Here is a 13,862-nt window from a genome sequence, read left to right as displayed (position 1 = left end):
AACGTAATATTACGTTGAAAACATCAGGCGAATGTAACCAATCGCAGAAAAAGAGCAGCTAGCAAAAGCTAACTGCTTAATACAGAGGAGAGAAGAATTACAGGGACAGTTAAATGAGTTCTGGCTTATCGCCTGTGTATAGCATTTGCGAATTATTAAATTTTATTCAGGAGGAATGGATTTGAAAAGATATCGCGTTGAATTTACTGAAACTAAATCTTATGAAGCATTTGTGGAAGCACCTGATCTAGATAAAGCAATTGATAAAGTTCGTAATGGTCTTGTAGAGGATGAAGAACTAATTGCAAAGGATGTATTTACAAAATAAGAGCAGCTAGCTTAATTAGCTAGCCACTTGTTGTACAAAAGAAAAATAGGCCCTACAAGTTGGGATGTGTAGCTTTAAAGTTACAGTTTTAGTATAAACCGGATTAGAAATGTTATGCGGAAGTGAATGGAGAAAAGCTTCATTTTAGTAGTAAGCGTTCTTTTTCCTAATTACTTTAATAAATTTAATGGTTTTTCAGGTTAATTTAATATAAATTTCATGTTCTGGCTCTAAATGGATTAGTATGTGAGCACGATTAAATTTTTTCTTGATACTTTGTTCTATTCGATCACATAACTCATGCGCTGTTTTGATGTCATAGTGAGATAAAACAACAAGGTGAAAATCTATGTATTCCATTGAACCTGAGCGTCTTGTGCGAAAATCATGAAACTCAATATATTCATCTTTATAAGTTTCAATGATATTTATGATTTTTTGTTCTTCTGCTGGTAATAGACACGCATCAATTAATGGAGGGAAGGACTCTTTCATTAATTTGAAGGCTTCAGTCATAATATAAACAGCTAAAATAATTCCAATGATTGGGTCTAGGAAATACCATTTAGTTAAACTAACTAAAAATAAGCTAATTGCAACACCTAAGGAAGTGTAAACATCAGTGAGTAAATGTAGTGCATTAGATTTCATTGCAATTGAATTTGTTTTTTCAGCAGTTTTGTTAACAATTCGTGATACTACAGAATTGATGAGTGCTCCTATCAACATAACGACTATTCCTAAAAATGGGAGTTGAATTGGTTCAGGGTTTATCAATTTAAGAACACATTCATAAATAATCCAAAAACCAGCTATGAAAATTAGTAATGTTTCAATTGTTCCGGATATGTTTTCCACCTTTCCGTGTCCATAGGGATGGATTTTATCCGCTGGTTTATTTGAAATTCGGACAGAAAAGAAAGCGATGATTGAAGCTAATAAATCTAATGATGAATGAATAGCCTCGGAAAGAATAGCGACTGAACCAGTAAATATACCAATAACAACTTTTAAAACAACAACAAAAGAGTTACTTAATACTGATAAAAAAGCTACTTTTGATGAATCCATTGTTATTTATTCCCCCTAAACTCTTATGATTTACCATTTTATGTTATCAGTTCAAAATACAGTGGGTCTATAGCAACCTTTTTGTGAAAGACAATAAAAATTGAAGTGCTCTTAATATGTTTCCTTTAGGCATATTTAATTACAAAATTGAAATATAAGTGAACAGAATATAGTCCGGCTAAAAAACTAGAGGACACCAATTCACTAAAGCAGCAATTAAAACTGTTTTAGGAATAGGTGTCCTTTTTATTTTGAAAAGGAAGATGGGGAAATGAAGGCATTAAAGGATCAGCTACGTGAGTGGAAAAAGCAATCAAAACAAGAAAAGAAGAAAAATAAGAAAAACAAGAAAAAACGAAAAGGAAAATTAAGTACTCGTGACATTGAAGATTTAATGAGAATTCGTGGCCCACGTTATGAACGTAGACGCGGAGCTTTAAGACAAAAGTAATTTAAAAATAAAAAGGAGTGGTCTTACATGACTAAACAATTATCTTTCTTACCAAAAATTGATAGAACGGCAACACAAGAGGAATTAGAAGGTGTGTTGGAAAGCGTACGTATACATAGGCAATTTTGGATGATACGTAAAGAAATGAAAGTCACTCCTTCTTATGAAATACGTGAGCACGGTCCTACACATGCGGTTGGGAAGCCATTAGAAGATGTTGCCATAGCAAATATTCAACAAAGCAAACGAGAAGAGTGGCTTGAAAGAATGTCATTACGTATTGATCAGTTTCTAAATCGATTAGGGAACGGACGTGCAGGAAGTATTCAAAGAGATATTATTTATAAACGTTATTTAGAAGAAGAGGATGTATGTGATTATATGGTTTATAACGAAATAGGGATGTCAGAGCGCACTTATCGACGTTGGAAGTCTAAAGCGTTTTATAAACTTGCTTTTGCACTTGGATTAGAAGTTTACGAGACAGAAGAAAAGGGAGGTAATGAATAATGAATTTCGTTCAACCAATACGTGATTCAGAGCAAATACAGCAGCTAAAAGATTATTTTAAGGAAAAGAGCTTACGTAATTACATTCTCTTCATTATGGGAATCAATACGGGTCTGAGAATCTCGGATATTTTGAAATTGAAGGTAGGGGATGTCAAAGGTAGTCATATATCTATGAGGGAAAAGAAAACAGGGAAACAGAAACGAATACAAATCACTGCAGCACTGAAAAGAGAACTTAAATGGTTTATTGAAGAAAGAGAAGATAATGAGTATTTATTACAAAGTAGACAAGGGAAGAATCGTCCTATTGGGCGTAGCATGGCATATAAGATATTAAGTGGAGCAGCCGCAGAGTTTGGATTAGATGAAATAGGAACACATACGCTAAGAAAGACGTACGGATATCATATGTACATGCAAACGAAAAACATAGCATTACTCATGGAGATATTCAATCACTCTTCAGAGAAGGTCAAGTTACGTTATATAGGTGTAAATCAAGATGCAATGGATAAAGCAATGACTAGGTTTAGAATCTAATCATTGCTTTTTTCTTTTTAAATCTAGGGGTATCACCAGCAATTACTAAATCAATGATAACGATTGATAATAAAGCTAAAAAAACTCCAATGTATTCACCTCAATTTATACTTAAAACAAATTGTGCACAGCGATTAATAATAATATAAATCCACTTAAAGCTGTGCTAAATTGTCCTAATGTCCAGGATCCAATTTTTACATTTGCAACTTTTTTTCCTAATTTAACTCCTAACCAAACAGTTAAAAAGCTGAATATTGCTGCTGATAGTGAAATAGCAAATGGAGATAATTTTAATAGCCCTGCACCTAGTCCATTCGTTAGAGCATTCATAGATATAGCAATACCAAGAACAATAGCTTCAAAAAAACTAATATTTCCTGATTTATCAAGGTCAGCTTTTTCAGGAGATTTTAAATATCCAGTAATAACATTTGAAACAGATTCATCGTCATCAAATACTTCTTGATTAACTTTCTTTTTTCTTGGAATTGTCATTAAAATAATTCGCAAACCAATTACAAACAAAAACACTGTACCAATAACGTCAGATAATGTACCAGGAAAAACTTTTGAAATATATTGCCCAAATAAAATACCCATTTCACTAAAAACAAAAGCAATAATCGCAATTATAAAGTTAGCTAAAAAACCTATACGAATATTACGAATACCATAAGATATGCCTACTCCAAAATTATCTATACTAGAGGATAACGAAAGTAATAAAATGGTGATTAAAGCTGTTATAGCCACAATTATCATACTCCCTTTTTGTTCTATGCTGAAACAGCAAGCTATTTTCTGGGTTATTGTATGATATATCAAAAAAAGAGTTCCTATAAATGTCCTTTTAAAAATATTTTTTCTACTAGTATTGTGTTTTTTGCTTAGTGTTGTTTTTTTCAAAAATGCTGGTGGTACTCCTATACAGTTACTCATAAATTTCGTACTGTGTAACTCAAAAGAGAAAGTTTAATTAAGTCAATGATTGCAAGGGATTCAGCGAAGGGGTCAGTTACACACAATATAAGATATGGGTAACTAAGCACTGTTAAAAGATTGGTGCTGTTTGTTAGAATTAAAATAGTAAGGAGTTGAGAAGATGAGGACCTATATTGTAAAGAGCCTTTTTATAGAAGGGCTAGGAGAGGAAATCAATTATGATCAAGCTTATTTTAAGATAAATAGAGAAAAGAATTGTAAATGGACAATAGACGTTGAATATCCAGGACCAAAAGATTATTTTATAATGGCAGCATACTATGATAAAGAAGTGGAGGTTACATTTTCTACAATTTATGCAACTGGCATTAAAGGAATTGCTGAAGTTAAAAAAGTGCAGGCTAATAGTAACTATGTTCAATTAAGTGGAATCGAACTATTATAAATGAGAATAACGGGAATAAAATAAGTGGCAGAGTCGTGACCGCTTTTTGGCAGTAAATGTGCCGGTTGTTTTGGAATCATCGTGTTATATTTGTATTGTGAGAAGTGGCGGAAAACACGACTCATAAAGATTCCTTTATAATCTGTATGTCTAAACGGTTTCATAATGACGGCACATAAAATCCGAAACCAGCAGATGGAAACGATTGAATGCTACCGTTATTAAGAAGGGCTTTTGCTCTTCTTCCAGTTACTTAATATTGTTGGCACAGATGAATGTAGCGACATTAAGTGATTGGAAGAAGAATAAAACTTCATTTACCGCAATTAAAATACAAATCAATAATTGATATTAAAGCATCCATTTCGGGTGCTTTTTATTTTGAGAAAGGGGTTGAAGTAATGAATAAAAATAAATCAATCATTCAAGTAAATAATAAAAGCTTGGAGACCAAAGTCGAGCATATAAAAGGTGATGGAAAGTCAATTAAATCTCTAATTAATCAAGATGTAGAGTCGATTATAGTAAAATGGTAGTTTTTGAGGTGATAGTATCTTGATTGTGAGAGGAAACATAAAAAAGAACCTATTAGAGCATCTTTTTTTATGCATTTCTTCGGACTTTAGTAATATCAGGGCAGAAGTTACAATAGAGGCATTTGTAATTTTATGTAGAAACAGTTTATATTGGGCTATTTAGTTTTTATAGCCGAAACTTAAGGAAGGGGTGACATATTGAAAATGATAGAATTTCAAAATAGCATGCTAATGAGAGGGATTACTTCTTAATTAAAGTTTAATCCTCTCAAAGGTAATGGGAGGAAAAATAAAAGATGATGAATTTAGGAAACATGGTAAGAGGAGTAGCTTCTGATGCAGTCGCTCAGAGTTTAGTTCAATTCTGGGAATATGACGAGGGAACTTTGGAATTGTGGCGTGTAAGTTCAAACTTTGTGTATGCTTTTGAACGTAATCAAGTTCAATATTTTTTGAGATTTAGTTTTGAGCAGGATAAATCTATTGAACAAATAAAAGCTGAGTTAGAGTTTATGCATTATTTACAATTAAATGGATTTCCATCGGTAACACCAATTCAATCAATAAGTGGAGAACTAATTGAAACACTAAAAACACCAGAAGGAATGTATATAGCTGTTGTCTTTAGTGCAGCAAACGGAATCAACTTGGATTCCAATGCAATTACTGCTAAGCAGATGGAGGATTGGGGAAGGTCACTTGCTTCACTTCATTTTTTGTCAAAAACTTTTGAGCCAGTGTCCGAAAGAAGAAAGAGTTGGCTGGACACAGTACAATTCATGGAAAGTGTATTTAAAAAGCATCCAGGAGAACAAATAGCTCTCCAAGAGCTAAGTAGGGTGACGAATTGGCTTCAATCATTACCTACCAATAAAGATGTGTTCGGATTGATACACTATGATTTTCAATTGGATAATATCTTTTTTGAAGAGGATAATGACCATAGTTTCAATATAATCGATTTTGATGATGCAATATATCACTGGTATGCACTTGATATTGTAACAGCACTTGATGATTTTAATGACGATGACAATCCTCATTCAAAATTACTGATTCAATCTTTTTTTAACGGATATCGTTCCAAAATGGATTTAGAAAATGATGTAGTGGCTCAATTTCCACAGTTTCAAAGATATGCAAACTTATATAAGTTCTCCAAGATATTAAAGTCTTTGGATTACGGTGAAATAAATGAAACTCCATCTTGGTTTGTTGGATTGAGGGGTAAATTAGTGAGTGTTGCAGATGAATTAAGACAAAGCTTCCAAAAACCATGGCAAAAGGATAATGTGAAATAAATAAATAAACAAGCCATTCCAAACTTTTGGAGTGGCTTTTACTTTTATCTCATAAATGACTGTACAGCTCTAAAATAGACTAATTATCCTCTATTCTTATACCTTTATATAACTCTAATAGGTTCTTTTTTTAGGGTAAATGTAGCGTTGAATTTAAAGATAGGCTATACAACTAATCTAATTTAACAGAATAACTACCGTCATTGCCCTTAATTAATTCTTTGTTTGTATGACATACAATTTTATCCGCTGTTTGTTCGAATTTAATTGCAAAACCATTTGGATAGATAGATTCTCTAACTATTCTATCGTCTGAGTGCTCAATTTGATTGTGTTTAATTTCAGAAAAGTCTATCCCGAAATCAGTATTAATTTAAAATTCACCATCAGTGGCAGTAGCAGTGTATGTGTGTTTATACTCTGGCATAATATCACTTCCTTCCATCTGATTAATTCGACACAGAGTGGAAAATCTTACAAAAAATTAAGGAGTAAAAAATGAAACCAAATAAACAAGAACAAGCAATTGTAATTGGTACATTCATTTCAATGTTAGGACAAGATCTTGTAAACGAACGTATCGATAAACAGAAATTAGAAAGTGTAATTCCAATCTTTAATGAGTTAGAAGATAATACAACACCAAAGCAAAAGAGAGAATCGATGGTTAGTTTGCTAGATAAGACAATGGTTGAATTCCTGGGGATTAAGGAGTGAGGATAGATGAACAGCGTTTTAAATGGTAAGATTGCTGCGCTTGGTCTTATACCTATTGATAAGAAAGCATATATCAAATACCTTAAGTCACATGAGAAAGCGTACAAGAAGGCTGTGATTGATGTTAATCGATTCAAATATTATAAGTTGTATGAACAGAAGCCAATGTTCTACTCTGTAGAATATCTCACGCAAACACCAATAAAAGATTTATTGGGAAGAGATAAAGGTAATCAAGAACGTTGGGTAAAGACAGATGAATGAATATAAAACCAAACAACAGAAGCGTAAGTTTTATGACAGTGGTGAGTGGAAGAGTATACGAGAACAAGTAAAGAAGCGAGACAACAGTGAGTGTCAGGAATGCAAACGTAATGGTAGTGTTCGTGTGGACACCAATGAGTACAGTGAGAGTGCAAAGCGTAAGAAGATACAGCTCGTTGTCCATCATATAAAAGAACTCGAACATCATCCAGAACTTGCATTAGAAATAGATAATCTAGAAACAGTCTGTGTGGATTGCCACAATAAAGAACACGGTAGAACATTCAAAAAGAAACAGAACAAATGGGAAAACGATGAAAAGTGGTAAAAATGATTCGGTAATAACCCCCCCTTAAAATATTTCAGCTTTTTTTCGTCTAAAGGGCACCGGAGGAGGGGGTCGATTTTCTAAATTTATAAGCAAATTCGCGCGTTATATCAAATTGGAAAAAGATATAAATCAGAAGGGGGATGTTGTGGCTAGAGTTAAGCGTGAAACAATGAGAAAAAGAATTGAAAAGGATTTAATGAATCAATTAAAAGAAAAAAAGATTGTAGGTAATCACTATGCAGACTTAATTCAAGACTATTTATCATTGTGGGATTTAAAGTGTGTTCTTTTTGATGACATTGAGGAAATAGGAATAAAAGTATCTGGCATGCACGGTCCAAAATCCAATCCTTCTATTACTGATTTACATAAAACCAATGATCGAATGATAAAGATTTTAGATGCACTTGGCTTGGAAGCATCAGCTGAAGAACAGAAAACACCTTCAAAACCTAAGAGCTCTGCGAAAGATTTAACATGATTCATAATCAATACGTCAGTGAATATATCGAAATGTATCGTACAGGGAAAATTAAGCTAAATAAAGAGCGCATAATGCTAATTGAGTACCTGGAGAAATACATCTTAATACGTGATGATTTGTATTTCGATAATGAAATGCATGAAGACTATATAAAATTCACTGAGAAATGGTATTTTGAATTGCAACCATTTCAAAAATTCCTAACAGCATTTGTCTTTCTTTTTTATAAAGAAGATGATTCTGTTTTTTACGAGCAATTCTTAATTATGATGGCTCGTGGTGGTGGTAAAAACGGTTTAATTTCATCGTTATGCCATTTCTTTATTAGTCCACTACACGGAATAGATCGCTACAATGTTTCGATTGTGGCTAACAACGAGAAGCAGGCTAAAGTTTCTTTTCGTGAAGTCTATGATGCTATTAAAGGAAAAGAAATACTAGAAGATATGTTTTATCGAACTAAGGTAGAGATACTGAGTAACGATACTCAAAGCATTATGCAATATCATACATCTAATGCTGGTTCTAAGGATGGACTTCGTGACGGTTGTGTTATTTACGATGAAATACATCGATATGAAAACTTTGATGTAGTAAATGTATTCTCTAGTGGACTTGGAAAAGTGCCAAATGCTAGAGAATTTTTTATTGGTACAGATGGTTTTGTTCGTGATGGATTCCTGGACAAGACGAAAGAGCGAGCAATGAACATTCTAAAAGGAAAAGATTTAGAAGATCCATTGTTTCCTTTCATTTGCAAGATAGATAATCCAGAAGAAATTGATAATCCTGATGTATGGGAAAAAGCGAATCCGATGTTTAGCGAGCCGAGAAGTTCTTATGCTAAACAATTATTTAAAAAGGTATTAACTCAATATAAACAATTAGAAAATAATCCTTCAAACCGTGAAGAATTTATAACAAAACGTATGAATTACCATGAAACGGAGTTAAAAAAACGTGTAAATACTTTCGTTTCTTATGAGGTGGAGGCGCAGTCTATTGGCCGCGTATTCGGATTAGTGCATGAATTAATTAATGAAGGCGATACAATCAAAATTAAAGATACAGGTTTTACGCCTAAATTATATCTTGAAGCACGCGTTATCGCGGGTGATGAATCTTTTACCGATCCTACACAAGATAAATATGTATTTGGTGACTATCGGGAGATTATTGATCCTAATGAAGAATTACGTAAGTTATATAATAAAATCCTTGCTTCATTAGGGAACAAACAAGAAATACTAGATCAGCTAGATAAATTGATAAAAGAAACCGATGAGAAAGCTAACAATGCTCAAAAAGAATCTGAAGCAGCGAAAAAGTTAGCTGAAAAAGTACAAGAAAATCTACAAAATAATACTGTAGATATCATTGAATCTATTAATCCACCAACAGCAAATTTAAAACCAAATAAAACACTTTGGCGTGATATTAGCAAAGGGAAGCCAGGTGTTTTAAAGATATGGACTGGTATGGTATGGGAAGAACTTGTTCCTGACTATGGAGAAGATGTAAAAGAACTTGATGAACGAACAGCAGAATTTAAAACATCATTAGAGGGTCTAGAAAGTAATGTCGGCCAGCTTTCTATTACAACAAATGAACAAGGTAAGCAAAGAGTGGTTCTGATCTACTCTTTTTTGTTTTTTCAATAAGTATACATCATATATACCTTTAAAATTTCAAAAATATAAGATAAAATATTCTACGGTAAATTTCATACAGAAATAAGAGGGTAGATATTATGGATAAAGACGTTAAATTTTTTGTAGGGTTATTATGGGGTGGCTTATTTTCTCTAATTTTGTGGACTTCATTTGTGGGGTGGATGAAGATTGTAGCGCCAAGTTTTCACTACTGTAAAGATTGGTTAGTTAGTTTTTGCCAACGGTGAGTTTTATATTAGTAAATTTTAATAAAATACGGCTTTTATAGCAAAAGAGGGACAAATAAATGTCTCTCTTTTTATTTTGGAATGGGGTGGTCAAAGTGGAAGGATTACAAGATGTAAGGAACGATGTTCATGAAATAAAGCAAGATATCAAGGACATTCGTTTAGAAATTAAAAGTTTAGAGATGCGAACAACGGGTAACGAAAAAGATATTATCAATATCAACAAACAGTTAGATAAAATTAGCGCCAATACTACCTGGATCTTACGGCTTATTGTAGGTGGGATTATAGGCGCAGCACTCACTTTTTTAATGAAAGGAGGTGGTATGTAATGTTTGAAATTACTGTAATGATTGGAATTGTAGTTGGTCTTTCACAAATCGTAAAAACAATTGGATTACAAACAAAATATGTTCCGTTATTGAATTTAACGCTTGGCATTGTGCTAGGCGTTTTATTTTTGGGCGGAGATATCAAAACAAATGTATTTCAAGGAATCATCATTGGACTATCTGCAAGTGGATTATTTGACCACACAAAAATTATGAAAAAGGATTATGGACTCACTACGATGTTACAAAGTACCTTGGCGGTACAGACCATGAAGATCCACTTGATTATTTATGTAGTCACGGTGTTTCAGATGCTCAATTTCGTGCTGATGTGCAACGTGCATACAATAATTCTAATGTAGAAGTTTCAGTTCCTGAAAAGCCATCTAAACCAGAAGAAGTGCCAACAGCTGTAACAGATGGTATCGCTTATATTGAAGGGTACAATGTTAACTTACGTAAAGGACCAGGTACAAGCTATTCTAAAATTCGTCAGTTAAATAAACCAGAATCATATATTGTGTGGGGCGAAAAGGATGGTTGGTTAAATCTTGGCGGTGAGCAATGGATTAAAAACGATCCATCTTATGTGAAGTTTAGTAAGAAAAGCACAGTAGATTCTTCTATTGTTGGGAAGCATGTTGTTTCAAAAGTTAACAATCTACGTTTCTATGATGCTCCATCTTGGCAGGATAAAGATGTTGCTGGCTCTGTAGATGCAGGGTTAGGATTCACAATTGATGTGAAAGTAACTGTCAATGGATCGTCACAATATAAAGTACACAATAGCAAAGGCAAAACATACTATGTAACAGCAAATGAAGCCTATGTGTATGTGAAGTAAAAACAAGGGCTGTCCTTAATTGGGCGGCTTTTTTTATTTGTTGCTTAGCGTGTTTTTTCAAAATGCTATTGGTTAAAAGGAGACAAAAAAATAAGACCAATCACTATGGTCTTATCATTTTCTATCCGTTATGGTAAAACTAATGTTATTTGTCTTGTCTTTTCCTACGTACCTATCATATCCAAAATCATACGTGTTTGGTGACTCGTTTTCGTCTACCCCTTTAGCGATTAACTTATCTATCTCTTCTATAGATAGTTTTGTGTCTGCAATACGAATCAAACATTCCATTAGTTTATGATACTGTTCATATTTTGTCTTATCCTCAAATACTCTCATGTTTGTTGCAACTGAAACGGAGTTTGATACCCAATCACTCTTACCCATCTTTGAATAAATCGTGAATCCATTCCAGTTTGCGGAATAGACCCTGTCGTTTTCCTTTTCACGGTACTCTATCTTTGAATCCTCAATCTCAATCATACCGTTTGAGTATTCTTTCAACTTGTTTTCAAAGTCTAATTGATGTGTGAACCCTTCTTCTATAGTAATAGTATCCTTAGCTGATAGACACCATACGAGCATCAGTCCGATTATCAGTCCGATTATGCTTGCTAGTAATACTTTAATTTTCATATACGTTATTCCTTACTTTAATTAGTTACTCTCATATATCCGTCTTCGTCCATAAGAATCAAGGACACTGCTTTATGAGTTGGCTCCTTTTTATTGCTATGATATTTAAAATTTACTTTTAGATAATGCCTTTAATATTGGTTTTATAATCAGACCTATTAAACGAAAACTTTTAAATATAGAGCGTACAACCTTCATGAAGATGCCCCCTAAATCAAATAATATATCAAGTATGTATTATTATAAGTTACTCTATTACTTTGTATGTTCTTCCATTTGCTTATCAAGTGCTTTGGCGTAGGCATCCTTAGTTTCCTGATTTAACTTATAAATTGCTTCTTTCCACTGTTCTCCATCTACACCTGACATATATGGAGCGCTTTTTAATATAGCTAGTTGAATCTCCTGTCCATCTTCTTTATTAGCGTCTTGTATTAACTTTGTTCCCTTTCTTGCATCTGTTACTCCTTCTTGTATGAGTCTATGAATGTCTTTGTATTTATCAGGTGCTTCTATGTTCTCCATACGGTCTAAGGCTTCAACCATATCGTCTGCTGTTTTGAATACATCTTTATACCCCTTATTATTCTTTGTAGCTTCTCCTAGTTTTAACACTATTAAATCCTTCTTGTATTGAAACTCTACCAGTTGCTCACAAATATAATACGGATACTGTTTTTCAGATATTACTGTTTTCGACATTACTTTACTAGTTTCCTCAGTCTTAGGGGTAGAACCTTTATCTCCTATCCCGCAACCTACTAATAATAAAATAGGTATTGCTAATGATACGAGTTTCGTTGCTTTCATTATGTATCCTCCATTTAGAAATTATTGTAATTAATTAACATATTGTACCATAGCATAAATTAAATAAATAAGATATGAAGTTTTCTCATCCTTAAGAGGAATTTTGGGCGTTTTAACAATATGAAAACATGTATTACGGTTGTAGAAAATCCCGCTCCGTATGCTTTTTGAAAAAATCCCCTTATTGGTTCCTCAATGTATGGGAGCTTTTTTTATGCTCCCATAGATTCACTATCAAAATAGAACTTGTCCATTAAGTTATTTACAATTCCGTTGAAATAAGCAAATGTTCAACAATGGGAACGGTAATACCTATTTATCAAGGTGATTGTAATACAAGATTTATTGTAGAATTTATGTTAAATGAATGGTTTTTAAAATAAAAATCGATCTAATAAAGTTTAATTAAAAGGCTATTATTTGCTCGCATTTTGCTCACAAATAATATAAAAACACGTGAAAAAATATGAAATACCTTTTTGAAATAGAATATACTATTTCAAATGAAAAGTGCCACAAATGCTTGTATAACAGGCGTTTGTGGCACTTTTATAGTTTCATTTAAAATAAAATGAACAACCCTAAAATTGCTCATTCTTCTCCCAAGATTCAACGATATAATGTGCAATCGTCGGATTAAATCCTTTACCAACTAAGAACATAATCGCAGCAACTTCTGTTAAAGCATGTTTGTGTGATGTATGTTTCGCTTCATTTAAACCGTAATCTACCCAAGGTTTTACGAAATCAAGTACAGGTTTCTTTAAAGGTAAAAACTGTGTGCCGACAACTTGCTGGATTTGTTGTTGCGTTGGTTCTGTAATAGGTCCAGGTGGTAAAATTTGAGGCTGTGTAATATCGAGTGTCGGTCCAGGAGGTAAGATTTGTGGTTGTGTCGGATCAATTGTTGGTGGTGCAGGTGGTGAAACACGTGCGTCATAGTGTGGTTGATACATTTGTTGTTGGTATTGCGGTTGTTGTGGCTGAGTTGGATATGGAATTTGTTGATATTGTTGTTCTTGATTTTGCGGTGCTGTATATGGAATTTGCTGATATTGTTGTTCTTGATTTTGCGGTGCTGCATATGGAATTTGTTGATATTGTTGTTCTTGACTTTGCGGTGCTGTATATGGAATTTGCTGATATTGTTGTTCTTGATTTTGTGGTGCTGCATATGGAATTTGAGGATATTCATAATTTGGACGTGTGTCATATGGATTTTGTGGATATTCAGCTTCTTGATTTTGCGGTGTTGCGTATGGATTTTGTTCGTATTGTTGTTCTTGCTGTTGAAGCTCTTGTTCCTCATATTGTTCTGTGTATCTTTGTTCCTGCTGCTGAGGATAAAATGGTTGCTGTGGATAAGGCGGTTGATTATTATAGAACATATTGATTCCTCCTTCATAATGATGCCT

At 33.4% G+C, this 13,862-nt stretch carries 18 protein-coding genes and 2 pseudogenes; 15 read left to right on the top strand and 5 right to left on the bottom strand.

Translation table 11 applies throughout. The annotated features are described in order from the left end of the window. Positions 1-181 precede the first annotated feature (181 nt). Entirely contained in the window at positions 182-328 is a 147-nt protein-coding gene (locus ACP6L7_RS01590; protein ID WP_170961043.1) for a hypothetical protein, read from the top strand. 195 nt (positions 329-523) lie between these two features. On the opposite strand, the gene ACP6L7_RS01585 is transcribed toward ACP6L7_RS01590, so the two are convergent. After that, on the bottom strand, positions 524-1,399 hold the full coding sequence (locus ACP6L7_RS01585) for a cation diffusion facilitator family transporter (protein WP_097831885.1): 876 nt from the start codon (positions 1,397-1,399) through the stop codon (positions 524-526). 271 nt (positions 1,400-1,670) lie between these two features. Here ACP6L7_RS01585 and ACP6L7_RS01580 point away from each other — a divergent pair, with 271 nt between their 5' ends. The 3 genes from ACP6L7_RS01580 to ACP6L7_RS01570 are packed head-to-tail and all read left to right on the top strand — an operon-like array spanning position 1,671 to position 2,902. Further along, positions 1,671-1,850, top strand: coding sequence for a hypothetical protein (locus ACP6L7_RS01580; RefSeq protein WP_097831886.1), 180 nt, complete (start codon positions 1,671-1,673; stop codon positions 1,848-1,850). Positions 1,851-1,877: 27 nt separating this feature from the next. Then, entirely contained in the window at positions 1,878-2,360 is a 483-nt protein-coding gene (locus tag ACP6L7_RS01575) for an ArpU family phage packaging/lysis transcriptional regulator (protein ID WP_097831887.1), read from the top strand. Next, positions 2,360-2,902 carry a site-specific integrase gene (locus ACP6L7_RS01570; protein ID WP_097831888.1) on the top strand — a complete coding sequence of 181 codons (543 nt, stop codon included), beginning with the start codon at positions 2,360-2,362 and terminating at the stop codon, positions 2,900-2,902. Before ACP6L7_RS01575 ends, ACP6L7_RS01570 begins: the two co-directional genes overlap by 1 nt. A gap of 111 nt (positions 2,903-3,013) precedes the next feature. On the opposite strand, the gene ytaF is transcribed toward ACP6L7_RS01570, so the two are convergent. Next, a complete protein-coding gene (gene ytaF, locus ACP6L7_RS01565; protein ID WP_205753518.1) occupies positions 3,014-3,658 on the bottom strand; it encodes a sporulation membrane protein YtaF in 645 nt (214 codons plus the stop codon). Positions 3,659-4,007: 349 nt separating this feature from the next. On the opposite strand from ytaF, the gene ACP6L7_RS01560 reads away from it, so the two are divergent. From ACP6L7_RS01560 to ACP6L7_RS01510, 11 genes and pseudogenes are all read left to right on the top strand, one after another. Then, entirely contained in the window at positions 4,008-4,292 is a 285-nt protein-coding gene (locus tag ACP6L7_RS01560) for a hypothetical protein (protein ID WP_097831890.1), read from the top strand. A 290-nt stretch (positions 4,293-4,582) separates the two neighbouring features. Continuing rightward, positions 4,583-4,828: a hypothetical protein gene (locus ACP6L7_RS01555; RefSeq protein WP_170961042.1), complete on the top strand. Its 246-nt coding sequence runs from the start codon at positions 4,583-4,585 to the stop codon at positions 4,826-4,828. A 296-nt stretch (positions 4,829-5,124) separates the two neighbouring features. Further along, positions 5,125-6,129, top strand: a complete 1,005-nt coding sequence (locus ACP6L7_RS01550) for a phosphotransferase enzyme family protein (protein WP_097831891.1) — start codon at positions 5,125-5,127, stop codon at positions 6,127-6,129. 498 nt (positions 6,130-6,627) lie between these two features. Continuing rightward, on the top strand, positions 6,628-6,846 hold the full coding sequence (locus ACP6L7_RS01545; protein WP_097831892.1) for a hypothetical protein: 219 nt from the start codon (positions 6,628-6,630) through the stop codon (positions 6,844-6,846). Positions 6,847-6,852: 6 nt separating this feature from the next. Continuing rightward, positions 6,853-7,110 carry a hydrolase gene (locus tag ACP6L7_RS01540; RefSeq protein WP_097831893.1) on the top strand — a complete coding sequence of 86 codons (258 nt, stop codon included), beginning with the start codon at positions 6,853-6,855 and terminating at the stop codon, positions 7,108-7,110. After that, positions 7,103-7,438: an HNH endonuclease gene (locus ACP6L7_RS01535; RefSeq protein ID WP_097831894.1), complete on the top strand. Its 336-nt coding sequence runs from the start codon at positions 7,103-7,105 to the stop codon at positions 7,436-7,438. Before ACP6L7_RS01540 ends, ACP6L7_RS01535 begins: the two co-directional genes overlap by 8 nt. A gap of 148 nt (positions 7,439-7,586) precedes the next feature. Next, on the top strand, positions 7,587-7,922 hold the full coding sequence (locus ACP6L7_RS01530) for a P27 family phage terminase small subunit (protein WP_097831895.1): 336 nt from the start codon (positions 7,587-7,589) through the stop codon (positions 7,920-7,922). Next, positions 7,919-9,586 carry a terminase large subunit domain-containing protein gene (locus ACP6L7_RS01525; RefSeq protein WP_430528876.1) on the top strand — a complete coding sequence of 556 codons (1,668 nt, stop codon included), beginning with the start codon at positions 7,919-7,921 and terminating at the stop codon, positions 9,584-9,586. Before ACP6L7_RS01530 ends, ACP6L7_RS01525 begins: the two co-directional genes overlap by 4 nt. A gap of 334 nt (positions 9,587-9,920) precedes the next feature. Beyond that, positions 9,921-10,157, top strand: a complete 237-nt coding sequence (locus tag ACP6L7_RS01520) for a hemolysin XhlA family protein (protein ID WP_097832037.1) — start codon at positions 9,921-9,923, stop codon at positions 10,155-10,157. Continuing rightward, positions 10,157-10,381, top strand: a pseudogene (locus tag ACP6L7_RS01515) (holin); the annotation flags it as partial. The gene ACP6L7_RS01520 and the pseudogene ACP6L7_RS01515, both read left to right, overlap by 1 nt. Then, a pseudogene (locus ACP6L7_RS01510) lies at positions 10,372-11,001 on the top strand (SH3 domain-containing protein); the annotation flags it as partial. The pseudogenes ACP6L7_RS01515 and ACP6L7_RS01510, both read left to right, overlap by 10 nt. Positions 11,002-11,115: 114 nt before the next feature. Here the strand turns inward: ACP6L7_RS01510 and ACP6L7_RS01505 are convergent. From ACP6L7_RS01505 to ACP6L7_RS01495, 3 genes are all read right to left on the bottom strand, one after another. Continuing rightward, positions 11,116-11,637: a hypothetical protein gene (locus tag ACP6L7_RS01505; RefSeq protein WP_097831896.1), complete on the bottom strand. Its 522-nt coding sequence runs from the start codon at positions 11,635-11,637 to the stop codon at positions 11,116-11,118. A 255-nt stretch (positions 11,638-11,892) separates the two neighbouring features. Then, positions 11,893-12,447 (bottom strand): hypothetical protein, encoded by a 555-nt coding sequence (locus ACP6L7_RS01500; protein WP_097831897.1) that lies wholly within the window; start codon positions 12,445-12,447, stop codon positions 11,893-11,895. Positions 12,448-13,028: 581 nt separating this feature from the next. After that, complete coding sequence (locus ACP6L7_RS01495; protein ID WP_097831898.1) at positions 13,029-13,835, bottom strand: hypothetical protein; 807 nt, start codon at positions 13,833-13,835, stop codon at positions 13,029-13,031. Between the last annotated feature and the right edge of the window lie 27 nt (positions 13,836-13,862).

The organism is Bacillus silvicola, from assembly GCF_050524305.1.
GTDB classification, from domain to species: Bacteria; Bacillota; Bacilli; order Bacillales; family Bacillaceae_G; genus Bacillus_A; species Bacillus_A cereus_AT.
Note: the sequence above shows the minus strand (reverse complement) of the source record. Positions and strands in the feature narration are given on the sequence as shown.

Excerpts from the sequence above, each read along its gene's own strand:
- ACP6L7_RS01580 (WP_097831886.1), top strand. The coding sequence starts at position 1,671 with ATGAAGGCATTAAAGGATCAGCTACGTGAGTGGAAAAAGCAATCAAAA.
- ACP6L7_RS01585 (WP_097831885.1), bottom strand. The coding sequence starts at position 1,399 with ATGGATTCATCAAAAGTAGCTTTTTTATCAGTATTAAGTAACTCTTTT.
- ACP6L7_RS01575 (WP_097831887.1), top strand. The coding sequence starts at position 1,878 with ATGACTAAACAATTATCTTTCTTACCAAAAATTGATAGAACGGCAACA.
- ACP6L7_RS01505 (WP_097831896.1), bottom strand. The coding sequence starts at position 11,637 with ATGAAAATTAAAGTATTACTAGCAAGCATAATCGGACTGATAATCGGA.
- ACP6L7_RS01500 (WP_097831897.1), bottom strand. The coding sequence starts at position 12,447 with ATGAAAGCAACGAAACTCGTATCATTAGCAATACCTATTTTATTATTA.
- ACP6L7_RS01545 (WP_097831892.1), top strand. The coding sequence starts at position 6,628 with ATGAAACCAAATAAACAAGAACAAGCAATTGTAATTGGTACATTCATT.
- ACP6L7_RS01535 (WP_097831894.1), top strand. The coding sequence starts at position 7,103 with ATGAATGAATATAAAACCAAACAACAGAAGCGTAAGTTTTATGACAGT.
- ACP6L7_RS01540 (WP_097831893.1), top strand. The coding sequence starts at position 6,853 with ATGAACAGCGTTTTAAATGGTAAGATTGCTGCGCTTGGTCTTATACCT.
- ACP6L7_RS01525 (WP_430528876.1), top strand. The coding sequence starts at position 7,919 with ATGATTCATAATCAATACGTCAGTGAATATATCGAAATGTATCGTACA.
- ACP6L7_RS01550 (WP_097831891.1), top strand. The coding sequence starts at position 5,125 with ATGATGAATTTAGGAAACATGGTAAGAGGAGTAGCTTCTGATGCAGTC.
- ACP6L7_RS01560 (WP_097831890.1), top strand. The coding sequence starts at position 4,008 with ATGAGGACCTATATTGTAAAGAGCCTTTTTATAGAAGGGCTAGGAGAG.
- ACP6L7_RS01495 (WP_097831898.1), bottom strand. The coding sequence starts at position 13,835 with ATGTTCTATAATAATCAACCGCCTTATCCACAGCAACCATTTTATCCT.
- ACP6L7_RS01570 (WP_097831888.1), top strand. The coding sequence starts at position 2,360 with ATGAATTTCGTTCAACCAATACGTGATTCAGAGCAAATACAGCAGCTA.